This window comes from Bradyrhizobium sp. KBS0727 (assembly GCF_005937885.2).
In the GTDB taxonomy this organism is placed as follows: Bacteria; Pseudomonadota; Alphaproteobacteria; order Rhizobiales; family Xanthobacteraceae; genus Bradyrhizobium.
In genome coordinates this window covers 3033476-3060108 of sequence record NZ_CP042176.1, presented here as the reverse complement: position 1 = coordinate 3060108, position 26633 = coordinate 3033476, and the positions used below count along the sequence as shown (strand labels likewise).

At 63.0% G+C, this 26633-nt stretch carries 24 protein-coding genes and 1 tRNA gene; 11 read left to right on the top strand and 14 right to left on the bottom strand.

Translation table 11 applies throughout. The annotated features are described in order from the left end of the window. The first annotated feature begins 44 nt into the window (after positions 1-44). From FFI89_RS13945 to FFI89_RS13920, 6 genes are all read left to right on the top strand, one after another. On the top strand, positions 45-779 hold the full coding sequence (locus tag FFI89_RS13945) for an SDR family oxidoreductase (RefSeq protein ID WP_138837406.1): 735 nt from the start codon (positions 45-47) through the stop codon (positions 777-779). A 122-nt stretch (positions 780-901) separates the two neighbouring features. Beyond that, positions 902-1648: an SDR family NAD(P)-dependent oxidoreductase gene (locus FFI89_RS13940; RefSeq protein ID WP_138837404.1), complete on the top strand. Its 747-nt coding sequence runs from the start codon at positions 902-904 to the stop codon at positions 1646-1648. Positions 1649-1655: 7 nt separating this feature from the next. Continuing rightward, positions 1656-2048 carry a GFA family protein gene (locus FFI89_RS13935; RefSeq protein WP_138837401.1) on the top strand — a complete coding sequence of 131 codons (393 nt, stop codon included), beginning with the start codon at positions 1656-1658 and terminating at the stop codon, positions 2046-2048. Positions 2049-2098: 50 nt separating this feature from the next. Then, positions 2099-2779, top strand: coding sequence for a site-2 protease family protein (locus FFI89_RS13930; RefSeq protein WP_138837399.1), 681 nt, complete (start codon positions 2099-2101; stop codon positions 2777-2779). Between the two features lie 67 nt (positions 2780-2846). Next, complete coding sequence (locus FFI89_RS13925; protein ID WP_138839260.1) at positions 2847-3251, top strand: hypothetical protein; 405 nt, start codon at positions 2847-2849, stop codon at positions 3249-3251. Positions 3252-3435: 184 nt separating this feature from the next. Beyond that, entirely contained in the window at positions 3436-4656 is a 1221-nt protein-coding gene (locus FFI89_RS13920; RefSeq protein ID WP_138837397.1) for an ABC transporter substrate-binding protein, read from the top strand. Positions 4657-4800: 144 nt separating this feature from the next. Here FFI89_RS13920 and FFI89_RS13915 read toward each other — a convergent pair whose 3' ends face one another. The 7 genes from FFI89_RS13915 to FFI89_RS13885 all read right to left on the bottom strand — a co-directional run bounded on the left by FFI89_RS13915 (position 4801) and on the right by FFI89_RS13885 (position 11964). Further along, positions 4801-5787 (bottom strand): integrase core domain-containing protein, encoded by a 987-nt coding sequence (locus tag FFI89_RS13915; protein ID WP_138837395.1) that lies wholly within the window; start codon positions 5785-5787, stop codon positions 4801-4803. 76 nt (positions 5788-5863) lie between these two features. Continuing rightward, positions 5864-6658: a TonB family protein gene (locus FFI89_RS13910; protein ID WP_138837393.1), complete on the bottom strand. Its 795-nt coding sequence runs from the start codon at positions 6656-6658 to the stop codon at positions 5864-5866. Positions 6659-6672: 14 nt separating this feature from the next. Continuing rightward, a complete protein-coding gene (gene exbD / locus FFI89_RS13905) occupies positions 6673-7140 on the bottom strand; it encodes a TonB system transport protein ExbD (protein WP_138837391.1) in 468 nt (155 codons plus the stop codon). A 3-nt stretch (positions 7141-7143) separates the two neighbouring features. After that, positions 7144-8151, bottom strand: a complete 1008-nt coding sequence (gene exbB, locus FFI89_RS13900) for a tonB-system energizer ExbB (protein WP_210249115.1) — start codon at positions 8149-8151, stop codon at positions 7144-7146. After that, positions 8148-8837 carry a Fe2+-dependent dioxygenase gene (locus FFI89_RS13895; protein ID WP_138837389.1) on the bottom strand — a complete coding sequence of 230 codons (690 nt, stop codon included), beginning with the start codon at positions 8835-8837 and terminating at the stop codon, positions 8148-8150. The genes exbB and FFI89_RS13895 overlap by 4 nt, the downstream gene beginning before the upstream one ends. Positions 8838-8861: 24 nt before the next feature. Continuing rightward, complete coding sequence (locus FFI89_RS13890; RefSeq protein ID WP_138837387.1) at positions 8862-11444, bottom strand: TonB-dependent siderophore receptor; 2583 nt, start codon at positions 11442-11444, stop codon at positions 8862-8864. A 280-nt stretch (positions 11445-11724) separates the two neighbouring features. Further along, positions 11725-11964, bottom strand: coding sequence for a hypothetical protein (locus FFI89_RS13885; RefSeq protein ID WP_138837385.1), 240 nt, complete (start codon positions 11962-11964; stop codon positions 11725-11727). A 370-nt stretch (positions 11965-12334) separates the two neighbouring features. On the opposite strand from FFI89_RS13885, the gene FFI89_RS13880 reads away from it, so the two are divergent. The 3 genes from FFI89_RS13880 (at position 12335) to FFI89_RS13870 (ending at position 17295) form a co-directional block, all read left to right on the top strand. Continuing rightward, entirely contained in the window at positions 12335-13507 is a 1173-nt protein-coding gene (locus FFI89_RS13880; protein ID WP_138837383.1) for an efflux RND transporter periplasmic adaptor subunit, read from the top strand. Next, positions 13504-16650, top strand: coding sequence for a multidrug efflux RND transporter permease subunit (locus FFI89_RS13875; protein WP_138837381.1), 3147 nt, complete (start codon positions 13504-13506; stop codon positions 16648-16650). Before FFI89_RS13880 ends, FFI89_RS13875 begins: the two co-directional genes overlap by 4 nt. A gap of 90 nt (positions 16651-16740) precedes the next feature. Continuing rightward, entirely contained in the window at positions 16741-17295 is a 555-nt protein-coding gene (locus tag FFI89_RS13870; protein WP_138839256.1) for an invasion associated locus B family protein, read from the top strand. Positions 17296-17442: 147 nt separating this feature from the next. Here FFI89_RS13870 and FFI89_RS13865 read toward each other — a convergent pair whose 3' ends face one another. Then, positions 17443-19731, bottom strand: a complete 2289-nt coding sequence (locus FFI89_RS13865; RefSeq protein WP_138837379.1) for an arylsulfatase — start codon at positions 19729-19731, stop codon at positions 17443-17445. A 154-nt stretch (positions 19732-19885) separates the two neighbouring features. Here FFI89_RS13865 and FFI89_RS13860 point away from each other — a divergent pair, with 154 nt between their 5' ends. Further along, the gene (locus FFI89_RS13860; RefSeq protein WP_138837377.1) at positions 19886-20548 is read left to right on the top strand and encodes a TetR/AcrR family transcriptional regulator; all 663 of its coding nucleotides are present in this window, start codon (positions 19886-19888) and stop codon (positions 20546-20548) included. A gap of 23 nt (positions 20549-20571) precedes the next feature. Here the strand turns inward: FFI89_RS13860 and FFI89_RS13855 are convergent, their stop codons facing one another. The 6 genes from FFI89_RS13855 to FFI89_RS13830 form a co-directional block, all read right to left on the bottom strand. Continuing rightward, a complete protein-coding gene (locus tag FFI89_RS13855) occupies positions 20572-21288 on the bottom strand; it encodes an ABC transporter ATP-binding protein (protein ID WP_138837375.1) in 717 nt (238 codons plus the stop codon). Next, complete coding sequence (locus FFI89_RS13850) at positions 21285-22052, bottom strand: ABC transporter ATP-binding protein (protein ID WP_138837373.1); 768 nt, start codon at positions 22050-22052, stop codon at positions 21285-21287. The genes FFI89_RS13855 and FFI89_RS13850 overlap by 4 nt, the downstream gene beginning before the upstream one ends. After that, positions 22042-23031 (bottom strand): branched-chain amino acid ABC transporter permease, encoded by a 990-nt coding sequence (locus FFI89_RS13845; protein WP_138837371.1) that lies wholly within the window; start codon positions 23029-23031, stop codon positions 22042-22044. Before FFI89_RS13845 ends, FFI89_RS13850 begins: the two co-directional genes overlap by 11 nt. Then, the gene (locus FFI89_RS13840; RefSeq protein WP_138837369.1) at positions 23031-23894 is read right to left on the bottom strand and encodes a branched-chain amino acid ABC transporter permease; all 864 of its coding nucleotides are present in this window, start codon (positions 23892-23894) and stop codon (positions 23031-23033) included. Before FFI89_RS13840 ends, FFI89_RS13845 begins: the two co-directional genes overlap by 1 nt. Before the next feature lie 83 nt (positions 23895-23977). Then, complete coding sequence (locus FFI89_RS13835; RefSeq protein ID WP_138837367.1) at positions 23978-25234, bottom strand: ABC transporter substrate-binding protein; 1257 nt, start codon at positions 25232-25234, stop codon at positions 23978-23980. A gap of 205 nt (positions 25235-25439) precedes the next feature. Beyond that, entirely contained in the window at positions 25440-26156 is a 717-nt protein-coding gene (locus tag FFI89_RS13830; RefSeq protein WP_138837366.1) for a spermidine synthase, read from the bottom strand. 216 nt (positions 26157-26372) lie between these two features. Here FFI89_RS13830 and FFI89_RS13825 point away from each other — a divergent pair. Then, a tRNA-Gln gene (locus tag FFI89_RS13825) sits at positions 26373-26446 on the top strand. Positions 26447-26633 lie beyond the last annotated feature (187 nt).

Below are 26633 nucleotides of genomic sequence, written 5' to 3'. Positions count from 1 at the left end.
GCGGACACGCCTCGCAATGACGAATGAAAAACAAGGAGAAAACCATGTCTGACCGTCTGAAGGGCAAGCGTGCCTTCGTCACCGCTGCCGCCGTTGGAATTGGCCGCGCCTGCGCGGTGGCGTTTGCGCGCGAGGGCGCCACCGTATTCGCCACCGACATCGATGAGAGTAAACTGGCTGCACTGAAGAGCGAAGGCATTGCCGAGGTCGCAAAACTCGATGCTCGCGACAGTGCGGCGGTGGCCGCGATGGCCAAGCGCGCCGGCAAGACCGATATCCTGCTCAACGCGGCCGGCTTCGTGCACCACGGCACCGTGCTTGAATGCTCCGACGAGGACTGGGATTTTTCGTTCGACCTCAACGTCAAGTCGATGCACCGCACGATCCGCTCGTTCCTGCCGGGCATGCTGGAAAATGGCGGCGGCGCGATCGTCAACATTTCCTCTGCGGCCGGCGTGTTCAAGGCGGCGCCGAACCGCTACGTCTACGGCGCCACCAAGGCCGCGGTCGCGGCGCTGACCCGCGCGGTCGCTGCCGACTTCATCACCAAGGGCGTGCGCTGCAACTGCATCTGCCCCGGCACCATCGAGACGCCCTCGATGCTGGACCGTGCCGCCGCCGCGGGCCCCAGCGGCCGCGAGATGTTCATCGCGCGGCAGCCGATGGGCCGGCTCGGCACCGCCGAGGAAATCGCGATGCTCGCCGTCTATCTCGCCAGCAACGAAAGCGCGTTCACGACCGGTGTCGCGCACATCATCGACGGCGGCTGGACGCTGTAACTCACCCCTCATCCTGAGGAGCCGCGCCTGCGCGGCGTCTCGAAGGATGGACACGGGCCTCATGGTTCGAGACGCGCAAGAGCGCTCCTCACCATGAGGATCTTCAACCGAAAGGATCCCACATGAACAAGATCGATCTGAACGGCCGCTGCGCCGTCGTCACCGGCGGCGCGCAAGGTTTTGGACGCGCCATCGCCGAGCGCTTCGTTGCCTCCGGCGCCAAGGTCGCGATCTGGGACCACGACCTGCCTTTCGCGGAAAAGACCGCAAAGGAAATCGGCCCCAATGTCACCGCCTTCAAGGTCGACGTCTCCGACCTCGCCGCGGTTCAGCAGACAACCGACGCAACGCTGAAGGCATTCGGCAAGATCGACATCCTCGTCAACAATGCCGGTATTGCCGGCATCAACAAGACCGTGTGGGAAACCGACCTTGCGGAATGGCGCAAGGTGATGAGCATCAACCTCGACGGCCCGTTCATCTGCTGCAAGGCGGTGGTGCCGGCGATGCTCAAGCAGAACTACGGCCGCATCGTCAACATCGCCTCGATCGCCGGCAAGGAAGGCAACCCCAACGCCGCGCACTATTCGGCCTCCAAGGCCGGCGTGATCGCGCTGACCAAATCGCTCGGCAAGGAACTCGCGCGGTACGACATCCTCGTCAACGCGGTGACCCCAGCGGCGGCGAAGACCGCGATCTTCGACCAGATGACGCAAACCCATATCGACTTCATGCTGTCGAAGATCCCGAAGGCGCGCTTCGTGCTGGTGGAAGAACTCGCGGCGATGGTGGCGTGGCTGGCGTCGGAGGAGTGCGCCTTCTCGACCGGCGCGGTGTTCGACATCTCCGGCGGCCGCGCGACTTACTGAAATGGCCATGACCAGAGAAGGCGGATGCCTGTGCGGCGCGGTCCGGTTCAAGGCCGTGGGCGAGCCGCTCAACGTCCGCATCTGCCACTGCCGCACTTGCCAAAAGGCAATGGGCTCGCCGTTCTACGCCCGTGCGCTGTTTGAGCCTCGCGCGCTGACGATTGAGGGCGAGACCGCGTTCTATCCGTCGTCAGCGACGCTGGAGCGGGTGTTCTGCAAGGCCTGCGGCACCAGGCTGTTTTCGAGACGCAGCAACGGCACCGCGGTCGGCGTCGCGCTCGCCACCTTCGACGACCGCAACGCCTTTGCGCCGACCGAACACATCTGGGTCTCCGAAAAGATCGCTTGGGTGCGGATCGACGACGGCTTGCGGCAATATCAGGAGACGGTTCCCCGGTGATAGCGACGTGCTAGGCTAATACCCTTGCAACGCCAACCGGGGCCATCAGATTGAACATCTCCTTATATGACGTCTCGGTCTGGGTGCTCCCGCTCATCATTGCCATTACCTTCCACGAGGCCGCCCACGGCTTCGTCGCCCACCGCCTCGGCGACAACACCGCCTGGCAGCTTGGGCGGGTCAGCTTCAACCCGCTGAAACACATCGATCCCTTCGGTACCCTGATCCTGCCGGGCATTCTGCTGCTGTCGCATTCGCCGTTCCTGTTCGGCTATGCCAAGCCGGTTCCGGTGAATTTCCGCAACCTGAACCATCCCCGGCTCGACATGGTCTGGGTGGCGCTCGCCGGCCCCGTCACCAACATCATCCTGGCGCTAATAGCGGCGTTTGCATTCCACGCCCTGCCCTTCGTTCCCGCCGAGGCCGCGAAATGGACTGCGGACAACCTCAAAAACGCGTTCCTGATCAATATCGTGCTGGCGATCTTCAACATGCTGCCGATCCCGCCGCTGGACGGCGGACGGGTGGCAGTCGGGCTGCTGCCACGGTTCTTGGCCACCCCGCTGTCCCGGCTGGAACCCTATGGCATGCTCATCCTGATCGGCCTGTTGATCCTGCTTCCGATGGTGGGGACGCAGCTCGGCCTAAATCTTGATGTTATTTCGGCGATACTGCGGACACTGACCGGCTATGTGATCGGCGCGCTTCTCTTCCTCACCGGCAACGCCTAAACCGGAGATAGAAAACGACCATACGGGAAAGAATCGGCTCGGGGCCATGGCGATAAAAGCTGCCGACATGTTGATCGCACGACGCGCGGACACCCGTGCGAGGGCAGACTTTGCGACCTGGAAAATGCTGGCCAAGCTCAACGGCGCTTCCGCCTTGCCCGCCGAGGCACAGAACTTCCTGGTCAGCTACAAGCAAATGCTCGGCAAGATGACGGATGCGGACGCTTCCGAGGCCACCATCCAGCTCATGTACAGGAGCTACTACGCCGAGATGGGCGGTACCGGCGCCCCACCCGAAATCCCGCCGCGTTCGAGCGATCCGGCAGCCGGCAACGTCACCGCCTTCCGCCGGCCGCCGGCCAAGCCGAAGCCTGCTGCCTCCGGGCCGGCGTCCAAGCCGCAACTGCCGGTGGCGCTGATCTTCGCCTGCCTCGCCGTGGTGTATGTCGGCATACGCTATTACTGGCGATAGCCTGCCGAAATTGCTTCATTCCTGAACGTTCTTGAGCTGCTGCTGGCAAATTCGCCATGCGGCGGAATATCCGTCCCGCCGGGCAATTGGTCGCAACGGCTAGGCGGCAGGCCGAATGGCGGGCATAATGCCCCCTTAAATTTCAGCAATTCAGCGAAATACCCAAAATATCCTTGGAGGGGAAATGAAGCGATCTATCGCAGCCTTGATCATGACCACGAGCCTGGTGTTATCAGGCAGTGCGCTTGCGCAAACCATGGACAAGGTCGTCAAGGTCGGAAGCCTGGGAGACCAGTCGGGTCTCTACCAGGACATCGGCGGCCCCGGCTCGTCCGTCGCCGCCCAGATGGCGATCGAGGATTCCGGGCTACTGGCCAAGGGCTGGAAGATCGAACTGATCTCGGCCGATCACCAGAACAAGCCTGATGTCGGTACCAATATCGGCAAGCAGTGGATCGATGTCGAGAAGGTCGACGTGTTCGTCGATCTCGCGAGCTCCGGCGTCGGCCTCGCCATTGCCAACCTTGCCAAGGAAAAGAACGTCGTCAACCTCAACTCCGGCTCGGCCTCGTCCGACCTCACCGGCGCGCAGTGTTCGCCCAACACCGTGCACTGGGTCTACGACACCTGGATGCTCGCCAACGGCACCGGCAAGGCGCTGGTGAAATCCGGCGGCGACACCTGGTTCTTCCTGACCGCAGACTATGCGTTCGGTCATGCACTGGAGCGCGATACCGCCGCGGTCGTCACCGCCAATGGCGGCAAGGTGATCGGCGGCGTCAAGCATCCGCTCAACAATGCCGACTTCTCCTCGTTCCTGCTGCAGGCGCAGAGCTCGAAGGCCAAGATCATCGGCCTTGCCAATGCCGGCGGCGACACCACCAACGCGATCAAGCAGGCGGCGGAATTCGGCATCGTGGCCGGCGGGCAGAAGCTCGCGGGCATGCTGCTGTTCATCACCGACGTGCATTCGCTCGGCTTGAAGGTGTCCCAGGGCCTGAACTTCACCGAGACCTTCTACTGGGATCTGAACGACCAGACCCGCGCCTTCACCAAGCGCTTCAACGAGAAGTTCAAGAAGCAGCCCCCGACCATGGTCCAGGCCGGCGTCTATTCCTCGCTGATCCATTACTTCAAGGCGCTGGAAGCGCTCGGCGGCAATCCGCATGACGGCCGCGCCGTGGTCGCCAAGATGAAGGAACTGCCGACCGACGATCCCTTGTTCGGCAAGGGTTCGATCCGCGCCGACGGCCGCAAGATCCATCCGGCCTATCTTTTCGAGGTGAAGAAGCCCGAAGAGTCGAAGTATCCGTGGGACTACTACAAGCTCGTCGCCACCATCCCGGCCGAGGAAGCTTTCATCCCGCTCGAGAAGAGCGTCTGCCCGCTGGTGAAGAAGAGTTGACTTCTACAGACTGCAATCAAGCAAAAATGCCGGCGAGCGATCGCCGGCATTTTTTTGACCCGTCATTGCGAGCCAAGCGAAGCAATCCATAACGCGCTAAGAAAGAATGGATTGCTTCGCTTCGCTCGCAATTGTGCGAGTTCACTAATTCGCTGATTGAGTGGCTTGAGTTTTGGTCGAAGCGAAGTCTTTCGGGGTCTGTCCGCCAAGGGCCTGATGAGGTCTGTGGTTGTTGTAGTAGATCAGATACTCGAAGAGCTCGTTGGCGAAGTGATCTAGGTTGTCGAAGGTCGCGCCGTCGATGACGTCGTCGTCCAGGGTGCGCCAGAAGCGCTCGACCTTGCCGTTGGTCTGCGGCCGGTAGGGTCTTGTGTAACGGTGCTTGATGCCGAGTTCGAGCAGCATGGCCTCGAAGGGGTGCTCTTCAGGGTGATTGCGGGAGGCGAATTCGGAGCCGTTGTCGGACAGGATTTCAGCGAAGACCAGTCCGTAAGTGACGTTGAGCGTGTTGATCATCTTCAGCGTCCTGAACATGACCGGCAGCGCCTTCTTCGAGGTGATGACCTCGGCCCAGGCCAGCCGCGAGCAGCTATCGAGCAAGCTTACAATGTAGGCCGAGCTTGAGGGTGGCGCGAGGAACATGTCACGCGGTAGCTGATGCAGATCGACATGGCCCAATTCGCCGAGCTTGTCCTTGATAATGCGGCGCTTCTCCTCACGCATCGCCGGGGTGCGGCGGTTCAGCTGATAGCGTTTCAGGACCCGATAGATGGTCGATGGCGAAGGTAGCGTATCGCGCCGCTCGCGCAAGGCGGCATGGATCTCGTAACGGTTCATGCCACGGTGGCGGCAGGCGACGATCTCGGCCTCGATACCTTCCGGTTCGCGCCGCTCGCGCCACTTCGGCCCGCGGCGCTGCGGCAGTAGGTCAGCCTCCGCGCCGCTCCGTAGATATCGGTTGTAATATTTCCGGAAGGTCTGCGAGCACGTCCCGTGATGACGGTAAAAATCGCCGACCCGGCGAAATGTGCCCGATCGGCCAGCCTTCACCGCCTCATACTCCGGGATCAGAAACCGCCATTTCTGAAGGTAATTGCGCTCAATCGTCCGGTCATAGCTGTTGTCGCGCATCGAATCCTCCTCCTCTCAGGGGGGTGATTCAATCAGCGAATTATTGAACATGCACAGCAATGACGATGGTTCAGCCTCAGCTCTTGCCGCCCTTGACGCGGAAAATCACCGGCACGGAAAAACTCAACCCCTCGTCGGCGACCAGCGGCGGCGGTTGCGGGACGGGATCGGAACGCTTGAGCATATCCAGCGCGGCGGCGTCGTAAGCGGGTTCGCCGGAACTCTCCACGATGCTGGTCGCGACGACGTGTCCGAGCCGGTCCAGCGTCAAGTTGACCACGACTTTGGTATTCTTGAACTTCTGCAGGTTCGGATTGCGCTTGTGCTTGTCGAGATGGGCCAGCAGTTCCTTCTGCCAGGTCGCGCGCACGCGCTGCGCCGTTTCCCCGGTTCCGATCGCCGGAGCGACCGAGCGCGTCCCCTCCGGAATGGCATCTGAACTCGGCGTGGCGGTAGCTTCGGCCGCGACGGATTCGGTTGAGGCCGTAGTCTGAACGGCGGCGACTTTCGGGTCATCTTCCTTTGGCTTTTTCGACTCGTTCGGCGTCACCACCCGGTCGGCCTCGTCAACCTCGGTCGGCTTGTCCTGCGGTAGGTCGGTTTCCTTGACCTCGGCCTTCTGCTCGGCAAGTTGCGGCGACGCCGCGGAAGCATCGGTATCCGGCCCCGCCGGCAGGTCGGTCGCCTCGCGGCGCACCGACGCCAGTTCTATTCCCACCTCGATCGCGTTGGCGCCGAGCGACTCTTCGGGCTCATCGGTCTGCAGATGCGCGATCGCCAATGCCGCGCCACCGGCATGCAGCAGGAGCGCGATCACCGCGGCAAAAACCCAAAGCCGCCGGGATGGTTTTTGCTCGTCGAGGCCGCTCACAGCTTCCCCTTCTTTTAAGGTTTGGCCGGCGCCGCTTGCGCCGCCGCCGCATCCGGAACGCCTTCGAGCGCCACCAGCTTGATCTTGGAATAGCCGCCGGAACGCAGGATTTCCAGCACGTCCATCAGTTCGCCATAGGGCACGGCGCGATCGGCGCGCAGGAAGATGAAGCGGTCCTTGCTCGCATCAGCCATCGCATCCAGCGAACGCACCAGATCGACCCGTTTGACCAGGTTCTCCCCGATCGCGACCGCAAGATCCGGCTTGATGCTGACATAGGTCGGCTTGTCCGGCTTCTTCTGCGGGCTCGCGGTCGATGTCGGCAGGTCGATCGGCAGGTCGACGGTCGACAGCGGCGCCGCCACCATGAAGATGATCAGCAGGACCAGAATGACGTCGATGAACGGCGTGACGTTGATCTCGTGCGATTCCGCGAAATCGCTGTCGTCATCAAGGTCGGTGTCTGCGAGCGACGCGCCCATCGGCTACTCCGCCGCTGCGCGGCCATGCGAACCGCTGACGGAGCTGACATGGGTGCGATCGAGATCGCGCGACAACAGCCGGCCCGCGGCGCCCGAGGCCCGGCCGACCTGCTCCATATAGCCTTTAGTGACGCGCGCGAAGTGATTGTAGATGATGACGGCCGGGATCGCCGCCACGAGGCCGATCGCGGTGGCAAGCAGCGCCTCGGCGATGCCGGGGGCCACCACGGCAAGGTTCGTGGTCTGCGATTTCGAAATGCCAATAAAACTGTTCATGATGCCCCAGACGGTGCCGAACAGTCCGACGAAGGGCGAGGTCGCGCCGATCGTCGCCAGCAATCCCATGCCCAGCCGGATCCGCCGCGCCTCGGCGCGTACGATTTCGCCAAAGCTTGACGCGGCGCGTTCCTTGATGCCGGCGTCGCTGGAAATTCCTGCCGACATCCGCGCCTCGCGCATCGCCGCCGCCAGCAATGAAAACAGCACGCTGCCCTTCGAGCCCAGCGCGAATTGCGCTTCCGCCAGCGACCGCGCGTCGGCAATCTTGCCGAGCGCCGCGCGCAGGTTGCGCTGAACGACGGACAGTTCGATCATCTTGGCAATAAAGATTGTCCAGGTGACCAGCGAAGCAAAGGCAAGGCCGATCATGACGGCCTTCACCACCACGTCCGCCGACACGAACATCGACCACGGCGAGAATTCGCGCAGTTCGACCGCAGCCGCTTTCAACAGTCTGCCTTCGCGCTCGACCGGTGGCGCTGCGGCGTCCGAAGCCGGCGCCGCGGCGGTCGGCGCAGTAGCGGCCGGCGGTGCCGGGGTCTGAACCGGCGGTGCGGCCTGGAGCGGTGCTGCGGGCTGCGACCCAACCGGGGCGGCCTGGACCACAGGCGCGGCCGTCGCCGCGGGCCCCGCCTTCGGCTGGGCCTGTTGGGCCGATACGGGCGAGGCCAGCCACAGCATTGCCAGCGCCGGGATCACGGCAAACGTCACGCGGGAAAGTGAGGTCATCATACTTCGGCCCAGTAGCGGATCAGGTTGTGATAAATGCCGGTCAATTTGACCGTTTCAGGGTCATCTCGTCCGAGCCGCTCCACCAAGGCCTGTATCGCGGTATCAAGGTCGAAGATCAGGCTGCGGGCGTGCGCATCCCGTACCATGCTCTGCAACCAGAAAAAAGACGCGACACGCATACCTCGCGTGACCGGCGTGACCAGATGCAAACTAGACGCAGGATAAAGCACTAGGTCCCCGGCTGCGAGCTTGATTTCATGGGATCCGTAGAGATCCTCGACCACCAGTTCCCCGCCGTCATACTCCTCCGGCTCGGATAAAAACAACGTGACCGACAGGTCGGTCCGGATCCGCAGGCCGGTGAGACGGTCTCCCCGCACCGCGTTGTCGACATGGACGCCGAAATGGTGGCCGTCAGAAGCGACATAGCGGTTGAACAGCGGCGGAAAGATCTGCAGCGGAATCGCCGCTGAAATGAATTTCGGGCTGGCCGTCAGCGCCGACAGCACGCGATTGCCGAGCGTGCGCGCGACCTCGCTGTCCGGCGGCAGTTGTTCGTTCCGCTTGACCAGCGCCGACTGCGCGCCGGCCGTGGAGCGGCCGTCCTCCCAGTCGGATTCATCCATGATGCGGCGGAAGTCCGCCACATCGGCCTTGCTTAGTACGTTGGGGATGCAAATCAGCATTCCACCTGCATCCCTGTCTTGCAGTTAGTAGCGTGCCGAGATCACCATGCTCACACTCCGACCCGGCGCGACCAGAACGAAGGGCGCGGCGCTTTGGTAGAGCGCATCATAGTAGAGCTTGTTGGTGAGGTTGGCGACGAACAGTTTCGCCGTCCAGTTCTTGTCGAGCTTGGCTTCCGCAAAGGCGTCGAAGCGCCAGTAGCTTGGAAGCGACGTGCCCTGGTTGGCGGCGAGGAAAGTACCGCCATAGATCTTCGACCGGTACACCGCCTGGCCGCCGAGTTCCCAGACATCGTTGAGCTGATACTTGGTGAGCAAGCTGAACGACTGATGCGCGACGTTGGCCAGCGGCAGTCCGACATTGCTCGCATAGAGCAACGGCTGGGGGGTCACCCTGAGTTGCGAATTCGTCACCTCCGATTGCATCAGCACGAGGCCGGCCATCATGCTCCATCTGTCGGTGATCTTGCCGCCCATGCCGAGGTCGATACCGCGGATGCGATACGCCGCCCCGGCGGAGATGCAGGACTCTGGGGCGGGAGACACGAGCGTATACGCGCAGCCCGGAATCGCGGCTGCTTGCGCCGCGGTGGTGACGTTTTGCGACTCGCGCGCATTGTCCTTCTCGGTCTGGAACAATGCCGCCGTCACCAGCATGTGCCGGTCAAACAGCTCCCACTTGGTTCCGACCTCGATCGCCTTGTTCTTCTCCGGCCCGAACACCTGATTTGGGTTTCCGGCGAGGAAACCAGCGAGACCCCCATATTGCGCTGACGTGCCGTCGAATTCGGAGCCCACCGGGTTCGTGGACGTCGCATAGGCGACGTAGACACTGCCGATCGGCATCGGCTTCAGCGTCAGGCCGAGGTTGAAGTTCGGCATGCCGCTTCGCACTTCCTGCGCATTCCAGAGATTGGGCGACAACTGGCCGCTGGCCGTACCAAAGCCAGTCGCCTTGACGTCATAGTTATCGTAGCGAACGCCGCCGTTGAGGATGATCTTGTCGTTGTAGTTGGCGCTATCCATCGCATAGACGCTCTGGGTATCGATGGCGACTCTGGTCGGAAGGCCTGTCCATTGCGGGCTGCTGGTGGGCTGGAAATACGTGTACTGCGGATAGAAGATACTCGCCCCTGTGATGGTGCCGCTCGGCGCTCCCTGATTGCCGAGCGCTTCCGAACTGAGCCCGGTATATCTGTCGATGCTCGAAATCTCGCGCGAGACTTCGACGCCGGCGAGCGCGGTGTGCTTCCAGCCGAAAGTATTGAACTTGTAGGTCAGTTCGGTCTGGTTGGCGGTGTTTTCGGTCACCTGATAGCGACTCTGCGGATTGAGGTTCAGCAAGCCTGTGAGTGTGTTCGGCTGCTCCGGAAGCGTTCCGATATAGTCCTGCACTGAACGCTGGTACCGGGTCTTGTTGCTCAGCGTCAGGTCCGGCGTGATCATGATCTCGCCGCCGACGGTGCCGATGTCCTGCTTGATGCTGTAATAGTCACGGAAGACCAGGCCGTAGAATGTATTCCGGTTGACACCGAAATCGGTGTACGGGCCGCCGGCGGTGGACGTGAACTGCTGGGTGCTAGAGCCCGTGCCGCCCGGCCGGAAATACGGCACGCCGAAATCCGGCATGCCGTGCAGGTTGGTGTGGATATAGTTTCCGTACACCGTCACCGAATCCAGCGGGGTCCATTTCGCCGTGATGAACTGGCCGTCGCGATCGTCCTTGCTGTTGTTACGGCCGGCGACGGTCGCGTCCTGGAACAGGCCGGCGGCGCGAACCGCAAAGGTCGGGCTGATCACCTGGTTGACGTCGAGCACGACACGCTTGGTGCTGTCGGTCCCAAGCGTGGTGTCCATGTTGTAGAAGCTTTTTTCCGTCGTCGCCTGCTTGGTCACGATGTTGATCGCGCCGCCAGCGGTGCCACGACCGGCAAAGGTCGAACCCGGACCGCGCAGGATCTCGACCTGCTCGGTGAAGAAGTTTTCGCGAACGCTGACGCCGGCGTCGCGGATACCGTCGAGGAAGACGTCGTTGCGGGCGTCGAAGCCGCGGATGAAGAAGCGGTCGCCGAAGGCATTGCCGCCCTCGCCGGTACCCAGCGTCACGCCGGCCGTGCTCAGCACCGCCTGCCTCAGCGTGGTGGCGTTCTCGTCGGCCAGAACTTCCTTGGAGAGCACCGTGATGGTCTTCGGCGTGTTCAACAGCGGCTCGGGAAACTTGCCGGTCGCCTGCACGTGATCGACCTTGTAGGGCGCTGAGGCGTCAGCATAGGGATTACGGTCGGCGGCAAGGCCGCCGGCGTTGGGGTACGGCACGGCAGCAACCTGCGCCGGCTGCGAGCGGCGTGCGGCGCGGCGCAAGGCGGTACGGGCGCGGACCTGGTCCGCCGAAGGCTTCGAGGCGGCAGGCTTCGGCCGAGCGACCGGGGCATCGACCGTCACGGGCGGGAGGCTGGTTTGCTGCGCTTCGGCGCCCGAAAACGATGCGACCGCGATCAATCCTGCGACCGCGGAAACCGTTTTGCCCGAATTGTTTTCGATGGTCTGACCGACCGAGTTGATCGCTGCTTCAAAACGCAGCGACCTCGGTGCTTTTGCTTTGTTCATTTGATAACGCGCCCCTGGCAGAGTTTTGGCTGATGCGCAGATTCGACGCGCGACCAACCGTCCCGGACGTGGTGCTACAGAGCGAGAAAATCAGGGTCAATGCGATGACGACAACATCGCGCTTGAATCCATCCAGTTGAAAGCAATTCTAATTTCCAGTTTGAAAGCGTTCTAATTTGCAAGCGTTCTAAACGCGGGCACGCTTTATAACCGTTCTAAGGAAATGCGAGAAAACCCAGTAAAATAAGGTCCAATTTGCTTCGCCGATTTCGATCGCCGATCAATCTTCGCTCGGCGGCTTCATCAACGAAAACAATTCATCGACCGTCGACTGCGCGACCTGGCGAACACGATCGGTGTTTTCCATGCCGGCGATGTTGACGCCTTTCACCACCGCTTTGATCTCGTCGCGGAAGTCGGAGAGGAAGCGCAGCGGATCGGGCGAGTTGTTGGCGACGCGCGCGATCAATCCCGTCACCAGGATCTGGCACGCCATCATGCGTCCGTTCAGTTCATCCATCATGCGCCCCAGGGTCAAAGCTCGATGCGCGCGATATGGACGACATCCATCAGCGTTTCAACCCGGACCGAAATGGCACCGGCGCGAGCGCGCGCAGGCCTCGCTTGGCTTCAGGGGCGACGCCTTGGTGCAGGAAGGCGCCAGCGATCGACCGCTCCGCAGACGGCGCCCGCCTCGCTCCAGGCGATATCTTTCCAACCGCGCAATCCAGAGCAGAAAACCCCGCAAACCTTTCCAATTGTTTAGAATTCTCAAGCGTAAGTGTGTGTACACGGGGAGTGCCGGCGGACTATATCTGGCGGCCGTGGGGATCGTTTTAAGCACCCATTCGTTGTTTTTCGAACCCAGTTCTTCAAGCACTCGGAACCGTATGTCGACATCGCGAACTATCCGCTGGGTGTTACTGACCGCGGCGATCGCCGGGCTGGGCTATTTCGGCTGGCAAAAATTCCACGGCAACGATCATCAGGCCCAGGCTGACGCCCAAAAGAGCGCGCCCGCGCGTGTCGCCGTTCCCGTCAAGATCGCCCCGGTCGGGAAGGCCGACTTTCCGGTCTACCTGACCGGCCTCGGCACCGTGCAGGGCTTCAACACCGTGCTGGTCCGCACCCGGGTCGATGGCCAGATCAACAAGATCGCCTTCCAGGAAGGCCAGTTCGTCAAGGAAGGCGACACGCTGGTCGAGATCGATCCACGGCCGTTCCAGGCAGCCCTCGACCAGGCCACCGCCAAGAAGGCGCAGGACGAAGCCAATCTCGCCAACGCCAATCTCGATCTGCAGCGCTATACCAAGCTCGGCGAATTCGCGACCCGGCAGCAGACCGACACCCAGCGTTCCACCGTAGCCCAGCTGACGGCGCAGATTCAGGCCGACGCGGCGGCGATTTTCAATGCGCAAACCCAGCTCGATTACGCCACCATCAAGGCGCCGATCTCCGGTGTCGTCGGGCTGCGCCAGGTCGACGTCGGCAATATCGTCAACGCCGTGACCCAGACCGGCATCGTGTCCATCGCCCAGATCGAGCCGATCGCCGTGATCTTTACCGCGCCGGAAGACCAGTTGCCGGACATCAAGGCGGCGCTGGCCGCCGCCCCGCCGAAGACCATCGCGCTCTCCACCGACGGCAAGCGTGTGCTGTCGACGGGAACGCTGTCGCTGATCAACAACCAGGTCGATACGACGAGCGGGACTATTCGGCTCAAGGCGGTGTTTGACAACAAGGACCATGCGCTGTGGCCGGGCCAGTCGGTTTCGACCCGGCTTCTGGTCGCAACGCTGAAGGATGCCACCGTGGTACCCGACGATGCCATCCAACATGGCACCGACGGCCTCTATGCCTTCGCGGTCACGGCAGAGAACAAGGCCGAGCTGCGCAAGATCAAGTCGACGCGGTCGATCGACGGACGTTCGGTGGTCGATGAGGGACTGTCGCCCGGCGAACAGGTGATTACGGCCGGCCAGTACAAGGTGCAGCCGGGCACGCTGGTTTCCACGGCGGTGGCAAGTTCGGATCCGGCCCAGACCAAGGTCAAATCGGAATGAGCGACGGAATCTCGGCGCCTTTCATTCGCTATCCGATCGGCACCTCGCTGATGATGGCGGGGATTCTGTTCGTCGGCCTGGTCGCCTATCCGCTGCTGCCGGTGGCACCGCTGCCGCAGGTCGACTTCCCGACCATCCAGGTCGCCGCCTCGCTCCCAGGCGGCAGTCCGGAAACGATGGCCTCGTCGGTGGCGCAGCCGCTGGAACGTCAGCTCGCGCAGATTCCCGGCGTCGCGCAGATGACCTCCACCAGTTACCTCGGCACCGCCGCGGTAACGATCCAGTTCGATCTCAACCGCTCGATCGACGCCGCCGCCAACGACGTCCAGGCCGCGATCAACGCCGCCGGCGGACAGTTGCCGAAAAACCTCCCCTCGCCGCCGACCTATCGCAAGGTCAACCCGGCGGACTCGCCGATCCTGCTGCTGTCGGCGACGTCGGAAACGCTGCCGCTGACCACCGTCAGCGATGCCGTCGACGCCCAGCTCGCGCAGCAGATCAGCCAGATCGCGGGCGTCGCCCAGGTCATCATCGGCGGGCAGCAGAAGCCCGCGATCCGCGTCCAGATCGATCCAGCCAAGCTCGTCGCCAAGGGCCTTTCGCTGGAAGACGTGCGCGCCGCGATCGCGATCACGACTGTCGACAGCCCGAAGGGCAACATCGACGGCGATACCCGCGCCTACACCATCTACGCCAACGACCAGTTGCTCGATTCCAAGGACTGGAACGACGTCATCATTGCCTATCGCAACGGCGGCCCGCTGCGGATCAAGGATATCGGCCAGGCCGTCACCGGCCCGGAAGACGCCAAGCAGGCGGCCTGGGCCAACGGCAAGCGCGGCGTGTTCCTCGTGGTGTTCAAGCAGCCCGGCGCCAACGTCATCGAGACCGTGGACAAGATCAAGGCGACGCTGCCGCGGCTGGTCGCGGCGATCCCGCCCGCTATCAAGATCGAAGTCATCAGCGACCGCACCCAGACCATCCGCGCCGCGGTCGAGGACGTGCAATTTACCCTGCTGCTCACCATCGCGCTGGTGGTGATGGTCATCTTTGTCTTCCTGCGTAGTTTCTGGGCCACCGTCATCCCGACCGTCACGGTGCCGCTGGCGCTACTCGGCGCTTGCGCGCTGATGTGGGTGTTCGGCTACACGCTCGACAACCTGTCACTGATGGCGCTGACCATCGCCGTCGGCTTCGTGGTCGACGACGCCATCGTGATGCTGGAAAACATCACCCGCTATATCGAGGAAGGCGAGAAACCGATGGCCGCCGCCTTCAAGGGCGCCAGCGAAATCGGCTTCACCATCGTCTCGATCAGCGTCTCGCTGGTCGCGGTGCTGATCCCGCTGCTGCTGATGGGCGGCATCATCGGACGATTGTTCCGCGAATTCGCGGTGACGCTGGCGATGACGATCTTCGTATCGATGGTCGTGGCACTGACGCTGACGCCAATGATGGCTTCACGCTTCCTGCGCGCGCATGGCGAGACCAAACACGGCCGGTTCTACCAGTGGAGCGAAAGCGCGTTCGACGCGATGCTGCGCAGCTATGAACGCGGTCTCGACCGCGCGCTGCGCTGGAAGCTCACCACGCTGATGATCTTCTTCGCCACGCTTGGACTGTCGGTCTACCTGTTCGTGGTCATTCCCAAGGGCTTCTTCCCGCAGCAGGATAACGGCCTGATCACCGCCACCTCGGAAGCCAACCAGGACATTTCCTTCGCCGACATGAAGCGGCATCAGGAAGAGCTCGGCAAAATCGTGCAGGCAGATCCCGACGTCGCCACCGTCGCGATGGCGATCGGCGGCAGCGGCCGTGCCGGCAACAACGGCAACCTGTTCATCACGCTGAAGCCGCGCAACGAGCGCAAAGCGAATGCGCAGCAGATCATCGCCCGGCTGCGTCCCCAGCTCGAAAAGGTCGAGGGCGCCCGCCTCTATATGCAGGCCGCCCAGGACGTCCGGCTCGGCGGCCGGCCGACGCGAACCCAGTTCGAGTTCACGTTGCAGGACGCCAATCTCGCCGAGCTGAACGAATGGGCGCCGAAGATCCTGGCCAAGATGCAGACGCTGCCCGAGCTGCGCGACGTCGCCACCGACCAGCAGACCAAGGGCACCACGCTCGAGCTGAAGATCAACCGCGACACCGCCTCGCGCTACGGCATCCAGCCGCAACTGATCGACGACACGCTGTATGACGCCTTCGGCCAGCGCCAGGTGACGCAGTACTTCACGCAGCTCAACAGCTATCACGTGATCCTCGAAGTGCTGCCGGAATTGCAGGGCAGCCTCGACACGCTGAACAAGATCTATGTGAAGTCGCCGACCACGGGCGATCAGGTGCCGCTGTCGACCTTCGCGACCTGGACCAGCGTCCCGGTGCGGCCGTTGTCGATCAGCCATCAGGGCCAGTTCCCGGCGATCACCATCAGCTTCAACCTCGGACAGGGCGTGGCGCTGGGCCAGGCAACCGTCGCGGTGCAGAAGGCGATGGTCGAACTCGGCGCGCCGACGACGCTCAACTCGAGCTTCCAGGGCACGGCGCAGGCATTCCAGCAATCGCTCGGCACCGTGCCGCTGCTGATCCTGGCGGCGCTGGTGGTGGTGTACCTGATCCTCGGCATTCTCTACGAAAGCTACATCCACCCGATCACGATCCTGTCGACGCTGCCATCGGCCGGCGTCGGCGCGCTCGCCATCCTGATGCTGTTCGGATTCGACTTCAGCTTGATCGCGCTGATCGGCATCGTGCTTCTGATCGGCATCGTGAAGAAGAACGGCATCATGATGGTCGACTTCGCGATCACGGCCGAACGCGACGAGCATCTGGAGCCCGAAGCCGCAATCCGAAAGGCGGCCCTGCTCCGGTTCCGCCCGATCATGATGACGACGATGGCAGCCCTGCTCGGCGGCGTACCGTTGATGCTCGGGACCGGTACCGGCTCGGAAATTCGCCAGCCGCTGGGTTACGCCATGGTCGGCGGCCTGATCGTCAGCCAGGCGCTGACGCTGTTCACGACGCCTGTCGTGTATCTCTATCTCGACCGGCTTTCGAACGCGTTTGCGGGTTGGGGCCGGTCGTCCCCATCAGACGAAGCCGCGCATCCGGACACGCACAGTTCGGTCAAGCAGGCGGCCGAGTGACTTGACTTTAACCGGCCAACGGCACATCCGAAGGGTGTACATTCCGGAGCCGGTTCATTGAAAAATTCAGTAAAGTCTTTCATCACCATCATGTTTGCCTTGGCCATGGCGCCCGGTTTGCCGGGCCTGGGCTACGCCCAGGCTCCGAAAGCCAGGAACGCGCCTGCCGCACAGGCAGCGCCTACACCGGCAACGCCAGCCCCGCAGGCTGAGGCCGCGCCCGCAAATCCGCCCACCCCTCCCGGCTGGAGCGCACGATGCAGCAGCGCGAGCCGCGGTGCGCCGCTCGAATGCCTGATCGAGCAGACCGCCGTTCTGACCAAGACCGGCCAACTGATCGTGCTGATCGACATTCGCGTTCCCAGCGATACACATGCGCCGGTCGCCGTCATTCAATTGCCGCTCGGGCTGAACCTGCCGGCCGGCGCGAAGCTGCAGGTCGATGACGGGAAGGCCACAGACCTGCAGATCCAGACCTGTGAGCAGCGCGGTTGCTACGCCAACACCCCGATTTCGCCCGAGATGCTGGCCGCCATGAAGACAGGCAAGCAGCTGAAGGTCTCGTTCCAGAACCTGGCCAAGGAAGTCATAGCTATCCCGATGCCGCTGACCGATTTCGCCGCGGCGTACGAGAAGATCAAGTAGGCGGACGCCATCATAATCACCGTCATTGCGAGCCAACGGGTCGCGCGAATGCGCGCCCGATGACAGGCTCCGCGAAGCAATCCATCGTGCCGCATGTCGGATAGATGGATTGCTTCGTCGCTAACGCTCCTCGCAATGACGGAAGCGCTACTGCCGCGCCATCTCCGCGGCCCCGACGCCGTCGCCGTCGAGCTTCTGGTCCTCGTGCATGTCGACCGTCACCCGCAACAGCCTGCCGGTGAACTCGAACGGCGCGGTGTAGTGCGAGACCGGGCTGGAGCGGTCGCGGCCGATGTCGAGGCCGGACCAGGAGATGAAATTGTTGAATCCGAGCTGGGTCTCGATCGAGCCCGCGGGTTCGCCGTCGATCAATAGCGTATAGGCGGTGACCCCGGTCCGCGCGCCCTTGGCCGGCGCCTCCTTGCGCACCAGACGTTCGACATGCACGCCGAGGCGATGTGCGCCCGCCGGCACCTTGCTGGTCGAGGTCACGATCTCATGGCCGCCGCCGATATTGAGGTCGTGCACCAGCATGCCGTCCTTGACGTAGAGGCTGTAGCCGGACGTCATATCGCCATGGGAGATCAGCACACCCTCGACGCCGGACTTGTCGATCTCGACATGGGCTTCGATGGTGTAGCTGCGGCTGCGGACGTCGGGCGCGACGTCGGTCGGTACGTGGCCCATGCCGGCGTGAAAGGTGAACTTGTTGCGCGCCCCCTGAAACCGCGCCGCGTTTTCCGCAAACCGCGCCGCGAAACGGTCGTCGAGCGGCAACACGTTGTGCTGCTCGGCCTCGTTCCACCACAGCTTGACCATTTCGGCCAGACGTTCGGGCTCTGTTTCCGCGAGATCGCTGGTTTCGGAAAAATCCTTGTCGAGATGAAACAGCTCCCATTTGTCGTTCTCGAACGGCGTGCCCGAGGGGTGGAAGGAAACCGCCTTCCAGCCGTCCTGCCAGATACCGCGATGGCCGAACATCTCGAAATATTGCGGCGAGGACTTTGACGGCGCCGACGCATCCGAGACGGAGCGCGCAAAGCTTTCGCCCTCCATCGGCATCTGGGGAACGCCGGCGATCTCCGTCGGCGGTTTGACGCCAATCAGATCGAGCAGGGTCGGCGTCAGGTCGCAGGCGTGCACGAACTGATGACGCAGTTCGCCCTTGGCGGCGATCTTGTTCGGCCAGTTCATGATGAAGGGATCGCGGATGCCGCCACCATGGGTGTTCTGCTTGTAGCGCCGCAGCGGCGTGTTCGACGCCATGGCCCAGCCGTGCGGGAAATTGCTGTGCGAGTCGGGACCGCCGATATCGTCGATCCGCCGTATTTTCTCGGCGATCGGTTCGGGACGGAAATTATACGGCCCCATCGCGTTGACGAAGCCGAGCGGCCCGCCTTCCTGGCTGGCGCCGTTGTCCGACAGCACGAGGATCAACGTGTTGTCGCGAATGCCGGCGGTGTCGAGAAACCCGATCAGCCGGGCGAGATGCTGGTCGGCGTGATCGAGCATGCCGGCAAAGGCCGCCTGCAGCCGCGTGAACAGGCGCTGCTCGTCGGCGCTGTAGCCGTCCCAGGCCCGGACGCCATCATTGCGTTCGGGCATTCGGGTTTCCGGCGGCACGATCCCCATCGCCTTCTGGCGCGCCAAGCGCTGCTCGCGCTCGATGTCCCAGCCATGCGCGAAGGTGGCGTCATAGCTCCTGATGAGTTCGGCGGGCGCCTGGTGCGGCGCATGACAGGCCGCCGGCGCCAGCCAGGTCAGCCACGGGATATCGGGCCGGTCGGCGGTGTGGTCGGCAATGAAGCGAATGGCTTGGTCGACCAGATCCGACGTCAGGTGGTAGCCATCGGCAAACGTCCCCGGCGGGTCGATATGGGTGTTGTCGGAGACCAGTTCGGGCGCGAACTGATCGGTCTCGGCATCCAGAAAACCATAGAAGCGATCGAAGCCGCGCCCCAGCGGCCAGCCGTCGAACGGCCCGGTGGCGCCGCTTTCGGTCAAAGGCGTGACGTGCCATTTGCCGACCATGTAGTTGCGATAGCCGTGCGGCCGCAGCATCTCCGCCAGCGTCCCCGCCTCGCGCGCGATCTTGCCGCGGTAACCGGGATAGCCGCTATCGAAATTGGCGAGGCAGCCAACGCCGACCGAATGGTGGTTACGTCCGGTCAACAGCGCCGCGCGCGTGGTCGAACACATCGCGGTGGTATGGAAGCCGGAATAGCGCAGGCCTTCGGCCGCGAGTCTGTCGATGGTCGGCGTCCTGATCGGCGAGCCGTAGCAGCCGAAATCGGAGAAGCCGACGTCGTCGAACAGCACCACCAGGATGTTGGGCGCGCCCTGCGGCGGTTTTGCCGTGTCCGGCCACCAGGGCTTGGAGCCGGCCACGGTCTTGTCGATGACGCCGCCGAACGGTTTTGCGCTGCCTGCCGCCATGCATTCCTCCCGTACTATTCGCGACCGCGGTTGATCCGCCGGTTTCGCCCGAAGCCTTGGCCATGCTGTCGCGGAGAACCGCTCAGCGCGCATTGCCAAAATCCATAATCCGAATTATCATTATGATTATTTTGCGCGGAGATGCAATATCCCGATGCCTTCCCGAGCCAGCGAACTCGACCTGCCAGGCATGACCCCGTCGCGGCAGAAGCGCAGCCGCGAGACCACGGCGGCCCTGCTGCAGGCCGGCGCGGAGATGCTTCGCACCCACAGCCTCGCGGAATTGTCGATCGAAGCGCTGTGCCGGCAGGTTGGCGCCACCGTCGGCGCCTTCTACAGCCGGTTCGAGAGCAAGGACGCCTATTTCAACGTCCTGATCGAACTCGCCGCGCGCGATGGCGAACGCATGCAGTCCGGCATGTCCGGGAATGCCCGGCTCTCTGACGCCGGGCTCGCCGAGCGCTGCCGGCTGCTGGTCACCGGGATCGTCGGCTGGATGCGAAAACACGAAGGCGTGCTGCGGGCAGCACTCCAGCACGATGATACCCGCCCCGATCGATGGACCACTTTCAAGGGCCTGGCTCGCGCCACCTCAGCCCGTGCCACGCCGCTCCTCCTCCCCGCCATGGGCAGAGGACGCGCGGCCGCCAAGACGCGCGGCATCGCATTCGGTTTGCAGGTCGTGCTGGGCACGCTGGTCAACGCCATCCTCAACGATCCCGGGCCGCTATCGATTCACGACCGGGAGATGGAGGCTCGCTTGAGCGGCTGTCTGTTGCTGGTGCTGGAAGCCGAGATGAAGGCCCAGAAGAGATAGCCGTAGCATGGGTGGGGCGAAGCTCACGCCCCGAGATACGCCTTCTGCACCTGCGGGTCTTCCGCCAGTGCGGCTGCGGTGCCTGACAGCACGCTCTTGCCGACTTGAAGCACGGTGGCAAAATCCGAGACTTCCAGCGCCAGTTCGATCGACTGTTCGGCAAGCAGGATGGTCAGGCCTTCGCGGTGCAATCGCTCAAACGTCTCGTACATGGATTCCACCACGGCGGGCGCAAGGCCCAGCGACGGCTCGTCCAGCATCAGCAGTTTCGGGTCGCTCATCAGCGCGCGGCCGACCGCCAGCATCTGCCGCTCGCCGCCGGACATCGTGCCGGCGCGCTGGTTACGGCGCTCCTTCAGTTTTGGAAAGATCGCATAGACGCGCTCCAGCAGCGTGGCCTTGCGTGCCGTGTCGCGCAGCGGCGTCGCACCGAGCAGCAGATTGTTCTCGACGCTCTGCTGCACGAACAGCCGCCAGCCTTCCGGCGACAGCGCCAGTCGCTTGCGCACGATCGCAAACGCGCTCTGCCCGCCGATCTCCTCGCCGTTGAAGCGGATCGACCCGGCATGAACAGGAATTAGCCCGGCGATGGCGTTGAGCACCGTGGTCTTGCCGCCGCCATTGGAGCCGAGCAGCGCCACCACGCTGCCCTCGGGCACCTCGAGCGAAACATCTGACACGCCGATCAGGTCGCCGTAGCGGACTTCGAGATGCTGGATGGCAAGCAACGGCCCAGTCATGTCGGGGGTCCGCCCATCAACTCGACCGGCGTATGACCGGCGGCGGCCTTGGCGGCGCGGGTGCCGAGATAGGCCGCGATCACGGCCGGATTGGCGGTGACCTCGCGCGGGCTGCCGCGCGCAATCTCCTTGCCCTGGTGGAACACCACGACGCGGCTTGCTAGCGACATGATGACTTCCATGATGTGTTCGACGATCACGAGCGTGATGCCGGAACGATGGATGTCGCGCACCAGGTCGATCGCGAGCTGCACCTCGCGCTGCGTCAGCCCGGCCATGGCTTCGTCGAGCAGCAGAACCTTGGGCTCGGTGGCGAGAGCGCGCGCGATCTCCAGCCGCTTGCGGCCGGGCGTACCGAGCGAACGTGCCGGCGCATCCGCCAGTTTGTTCATGCCGACGCGCTCCAGCACGGCGCGGGCTTTGCTCTCGGCTTCCGCGCGATGTGGCGTGCGCAGGAACGCGCCGATCATCACGTTTTCAAGCACGGTCATGCCTTCAAATGTCTGCGGCACCTGGAAGGTGCGCGCGAGCCCAAGCTGGGCCCGCGCCTCCGGCGTCATGGCGGTGATGTCATGGCCCTCGAACAGCACCCGGCCCGAGGTCGAGACGAGATCGCCGGTCAGGCAGTTGAAGAAGGTCGACTTGCCGGCGCCGTTGGGCCCGATGAGGCCGAGAATGTCGCCCTGCTCCAGCGTGACGCTGGCGGCGTCGACCGCCTTGAAGCTGCCGAAGGCTTTGGTGATGTCGCGGGCTTCAAGAAGCATGGGGTGCTCCCTGCGCAACCGGCGCCTCGGCAGGCTTGCGCTTCGCCCACAGCCGGTTGATCAGCGCCAGAATGCCGCCCGGCTGGAACCGCGCAATCACAACGATGATGGCGCCGTAGACGACGAAGGTGAGCCCGGCACCCCTGCCGCCCAGCAGATTGTTGGAGATTTCCTCCAGCGGCACCAGGATCGCCGCGCCGACCAGCGGACCGAACAGCAGACCGGCGCCGCCGAGTGCTGCCATGATCAGCATTTTTACCGAGATCAGGATGCCGAGGCCGGACTCCGGATCGACGAAGCCGAACATCATCGAATAGAGCGCACCGGCGACGCTGGTGAGCCCCGCGCTCAGCATGTAGGCGTATAGCTTGGTCCGGCTCGCCGGCGCACCGAGCGAACGCGCCGCGCGCTCGGAATCCTTGATCGCGCGCAGATAGAAGCCCATTCGGCTGTTGGTCATCCACCAGGTAATGCCGAGCGTGATCAGGAGAACGGTCAGGAACAGATAGTAATAAGGCAGCGCCGAGATGAAGGAGAGATCGAACACGGTGCGCGGCACGGTCGGACCGCTGAGGCCGACGGCAGCGCCGAGATAATCGGTATTGGTCACGATCAGGCGCGCGAGTTCGGCAACCGCGATCGTCGCCATGCTGAAATAATGGCCTGATAGCCGCAGCGTCGGAACGCCGACGATGGCCGCGATCGCCACGCTGGCGACAATGCCCGCGGGAATGCCGACCAGCGGCGGCAACCCGAAATGCGAATAGGCCGCCATCGACGCATAGGCGCCGCAGCCAAAGAACACGACATGGCCGACCGAGACCTGCCCGGCATAGCCGCCGATGATATTCCAGGCCGACGCCGCGATCGCATAGAGCAGGATCAGGGCGCCGAGCCGCTGCTGGAACGGCGTGGTGAACACCAGCGGATAGAGGATCACCAGCGCGAGCGCGACCGAGGGCCAGAGGAAACGCCGCATCACGTCTTGCCCATCAGGCCTTGCGGCCGGAACCAGAGAAAACACAGGAACAGCGAATACACCACGATGTCCTTGTAGATCCCGCCGATCCAGTAGGCCGAAACAGACTCGATGACGCCGATCAGCAGCCCCGCGACCAGCGCGCCCGGCACGCTACCGAAGCCGCCGAGCGACACCGTGACAAAAGCGACGATGCCAAGCGTCTCGCCGACCGTCGGCGCGATATAGAAGAAGGTCGCGATCAGCGCGCCGGCGAGGCCGGTGGCGCCGGCCGCGATCGCCCAGGCGATCGCCTGCATGCTGTCGGGACGAATGCCCATCAGCTGCGCCGCCGTGGCATCCTCGGAAACCGCGAGCATCTTCGAACCGAGCGAAGTGCGCGTCAGCAGCAGATGCAGCCCGAGCGTCACCAGCAAGGCGACGACGCCGGCCAATAGACGCGAAGCCTGCAACTTGATGCCGAGCACATCATAGGTGCCGCCGACCAGATCTCCCGGAAGGGTGAGGAAGTTGGCGCCGAAGGCCCAAAACACGGAATAGCGCAGCAACAGCGCAAGCCCGAAGGTCCCGAGAATCTGGGCCAGCATCGGCCCCTTCATCACGCTGCGGATCAGCCCGAAATAGACCACGATACCGACGGTTGCCAGCACCAGCGCCGCGATCGGCACACCGGCCAGCGGCCCGACGCCGAGCAGCGTCCAGACCACGAAGGCCGTGTACATTCCGAGCATGACGAAATCGCCATGCGCGAAATTGACGATGTTCATCATGCCCCAGATCAGCGTGAGGCCGGATGAAAACAGCGCATACACCGCGCCGAGCAACAGGCCGCCGACGATCACCTGAACGAGAATGGAGGACATGTCAGCGGCTTGCGGGTTGGACTTCAGGGATCACGAAGCAACGAGATAAGCGAGGGCGGCACTAACGTCCCGCCCTCATGACTTTACCACCCCTTGTACGGCAACACCGGAGCGGTCTTGGCCAGTTGCTTCGGCCAGACCGGCGTGTAGTTCTCGCCGTCCTGCAGCTGGATCACGAGGCCCGCGGCAAGCACATTCTGGCCCTTGTCGTCGAACTTGACGCCCTTGTAGCCCATGATCAATTGATCGGGCTTGAGGTCGGTGGCCTTCAGCGCCGCCTGGATCTTGGCGGGCTCGGTCGAACCGGCGCGGTCGATCGCCTCGGCCAGCACGAAAAAGCCCTGCATCTGGCGCGCAGCGGTATCATCGAGATCGTCGCCACCGCTCTTCTTCTTGTACATCTCGTTGATCAGGAAGGCCGGCGTCCCCTTGGCCCCGATCGCGAAAGACGAGCGATTGAACAGTCCCTGCGCGAGCTTTCCGGCCGTCTTGATGAACGACGGATCGGAGAAACCGGAATTGTCGGCGATGATCATTGGCGGCTTGTAGTCCAGCGCCTGCATGGTCTTGGCGTACAGGATGGCATCCGACGTATAGCTGACCATGATCACCACATCCGGCTTCTTGTCCTTGAGCTGCAGCACCTGGCTCTGCACGTCGGTGGTGTTGGCGGCATAGGGAATATCCATCGCGATGGCGAGGCCGTTCTCCTTGAAGACCGAGGTGATGACGCTCGCGACCGATGTGCCGTACTCGGTGTTCTCGTGGACGATCGCGACATTGTCGGTCTTGATGCCGCCGGCCTTCATGTCCTTGAGGAACTCGAGATAGATCTTGGCGAAATCCGACGCCACCGGGGTGACGCGGAAGAACCATTTGAAGCCGCGCTCGGTCAGGTTGGCGGCAACCGACTCGCCATTGACGAAGGGAATGCCGTATTTCTCGGCGATCGCACTGGCGGTCAGCGTGATGCCCGACTGATAGGCGCCGGTAATCGCAACCACCTTTTCTTCGGTGATCAGACGCAGCGCCTGATTCTGCCCGACGGCGGGGCTACCCTGATTGTCGGCGAAGACGACCTCGACCTTGGCGCCGCCGAGGCCCTTGAGGCCCGCGTTGTTCGTGAGCGGTAGATTGCCGAGACCGGGGCCGCCGGTGTTGATGATCTCGACGGCGGTTTCGATCGCCGCCTTGCCGTGCACGCCGGCGCTCGCGGCGTTGCCGCTGAGCGGAAAGATCACGCCGATCTTGACGGTCTTGTCCTGGGCTGAAGCAGCGCCCGCCAGTGCAACCGAGATGGCGGCAGCAGAAAGCAGCACAGCGATACGTTTGAATTCCATTTTGAAGATCTCCGAAAGGTCCCGCCCGGTGTGGCTCTTGAGAGCTCTGGATAAGCCCGGGCACGACGGCCCACCGCTTTCCTTGTTTTTCAGCGCGGTCAGCATCGCATGGCCGGTTGGCATCGGCAAGTTGCGGCTGCATCCGCGCGCGTGGCAATTAGTCGGGTGACGGCATCACCTCCATCGCTGCCGCCCGGATGAACCATCAGGCCTTTCCAGCGACATAGACCGTGTTGGTGGCGATGTGCTCCCCCGCCAGATCGTCGAACGTCACGACATGTGCAGCCGTCGTTGCGAAGACGTCCGCCAGCACGCGCTCGAACGCTTGATCCGGGGGATCGTTCGACCACAGCGCGAAGACGCCGCCGGGATGCAGATGTTCGGCCAACCGGGAGAGCCCCTCCCTCTCGTACAGCGCGGCGTGGCGCGGATGCAGCAGCTTTCGCGGCGAGTGGTCGATGTCAACAAGCACCGCATCGAAGCGGCGGGCCGGAGTCCGGGAATCATACCCTTCGGCGGACAGCGTCATCGCAAAGAAGTCGCCATGGACGAGACGACAGCGCGGATCGCCGGTCAGTTGCTTGCCGAGCGGCAGCAAGCCCTGCTCGTGCCATTCGATCACCTCAGGCAGCGCATCGACGACGACCAACGACCGCACGCTCGAATGTTCGAGAACGGCTTGCGCGGTGTAGCCGAGCCCGAGGCCGCCGACGACGACATCAAGATCCGCGCGCGTCAATGCCGCCAGCCCAAGCCGCGCCAGTTCGATCTCGGCCGCCGTGAACTGGCTCGACATCAGATATTCGTCGCCGAGCTTGATTTCGTAGACATCGACCCCGGTGGAAAGCGACCTGCGCCGCCGCAGGCTGAGCGCGCCGATCGGCGTCGGGCGATAATCCAGCTCTTCGAAATAAACGCTCATTCGCCCCTGCCCTGACCGCGGCGCCAACGCCGCCGCAACAGGCCCGCGTTTGCCGCAGGCCTGATCCCACGAAGCCTATCGCCGCACGCTTGCCAAGGCCGGGAGCTAGCGGGTAGAAGGACCCCACTTCGACGCGATTTGCCGATCCGTCGCGAGCAATTGCCCAACATTCAAGACAACGCCTTGAATTTGCTATGTAATTCTCGTCCAGGCGTTTGGGGAATGGTGTAACGGTAGCACAACAGACTCTGACTCTGTTTGTCTAGGTTCGAATCCTAGTTCCCCAGCCACTGTTAAGCATCTGAAATAATTGTAGTTTTTTTGAAAAACCCCTCCCCGACGGGCTTTTTCATGTTGCGGTTATGTCGCGACGTCTCATTGATTCCAAAGGGTTTTTAGTATGTACGGGTGCCTCGACGCGACACGCATCCCATCGCCATAGTTCATCCATCATATCCTCCCTCACCTGAATGGTCG

Coding starts and splice junctions, on each gene's coding strand:
- FFI89_RS13945 (WP_138837406.1), top strand. CDS start 45: ATGTCTGACCGTCTGAAGGGCAAGCGTGCCTTCGTCACCGCTGCCGCC.
- FFI89_RS13940 (WP_138837404.1), top strand. CDS start 902: ATGAACAAGATCGATCTGAACGGCCGCTGCGCCGTCGTCACCGGCGGC.
- FFI89_RS13935 (WP_138837401.1), top strand. CDS start 1,656: ATGACCAGAGAAGGCGGATGCCTGTGCGGCGCGGTCCGGTTCAAGGCC.
- FFI89_RS13925 (WP_138839260.1), top strand. CDS start 2,847: ATGTTGATCGCACGACGCGCGGACACCCGTGCGAGGGCAGACTTTGCG.
- FFI89_RS13920 (WP_138837397.1), top strand. CDS start 3,436: ATGAAGCGATCTATCGCAGCCTTGATCATGACCACGAGCCTGGTGTTA.
- FFI89_RS13915 (WP_138837395.1), bottom strand. CDS start 5,787: ATGCGCGACAACAGCTATGACCGGACGATTGAGCGCAATTACCTTCAG.
- exbD (WP_138837391.1), bottom strand. CDS start 7,140: ATGGGCGCGTCGCTCGCAGACACCGACCTTGATGACGACAGCGATTTC.
- exbB (WP_210249115.1), bottom strand. CDS start 8,151: ATGATGACCTCACTTTCCCGCGTGACGTTTGCCGTGATCCCGGCGCTG.
- FFI89_RS13895 (WP_138837389.1), bottom strand. CDS start 8,837: ATGCTGATTTGCATCCCCAACGTACTAAGCAAGGCCGATGTGGCGGAC.
- FFI89_RS13890 (WP_138837387.1), bottom strand. CDS start 11,444: ATGAACAAAGCAAAAGCACCGAGGTCGCTGCGTTTTGAAGCAGCGATC.
- FFI89_RS13885 (WP_138837385.1), bottom strand. CDS start 11,964: ATGGATGAACTGAACGGACGCATGATGGCGTGCCAGATCCTGGTGACG.
- FFI89_RS13880 (WP_138837383.1), top strand. CDS start 12,335: ATGTCGACATCGCGAACTATCCGCTGGGTGTTACTGACCGCGGCGATC.
- FFI89_RS13875 (WP_138837381.1), top strand. CDS start 13,504: ATGAGCGACGGAATCTCGGCGCCTTTCATTCGCTATCCGATCGGCACC.
- FFI89_RS13870 (WP_138839256.1), top strand. CDS start 16,741: ATGTTTGCCTTGGCCATGGCGCCCGGTTTGCCGGGCCTGGGCTACGCC.
- FFI89_RS13865 (WP_138837379.1), bottom strand. CDS start 19,731: ATGGCGGCAGGCAGCGCAAAACCGTTCGGCGGCGTCATCGACAAGACC.
- FFI89_RS13860 (WP_138837377.1), top strand. CDS start 19,886: ATGCCTTCCCGAGCCAGCGAACTCGACCTGCCAGGCATGACCCCGTCG.
- FFI89_RS13855 (WP_138837375.1), bottom strand. CDS start 21,288: ATGACTGGGCCGTTGCTTGCCATCCAGCATCTCGAAGTCCGCTACGGC.
- FFI89_RS13850 (WP_138837373.1), bottom strand. CDS start 22,052: ATGCTTCTTGAAGCCCGCGACATCACCAAAGCCTTCGGCAGCTTCAAG.
- FFI89_RS13845 (WP_138837371.1), bottom strand. CDS start 23,031: ATGCGGCGTTTCCTCTGGCCCTCGGTCGCGCTCGCGCTGGTGATCCTC.
- FFI89_RS13840 (WP_138837369.1), bottom strand. CDS start 23,894: ATGTCCTCCATTCTCGTTCAGGTGATCGTCGGCGGCCTGTTGCTCGGC.
- FFI89_RS13835 (WP_138837367.1), bottom strand. CDS start 25,234: ATGGAATTCAAACGTATCGCTGTGCTGCTTTCTGCTGCCGCCATCTCG.
- FFI89_RS13830 (WP_138837366.1), bottom strand. CDS start 26,156: ATGAGCGTTTATTTCGAAGAGCTGGATTATCGCCCGACGCCGATCGGC.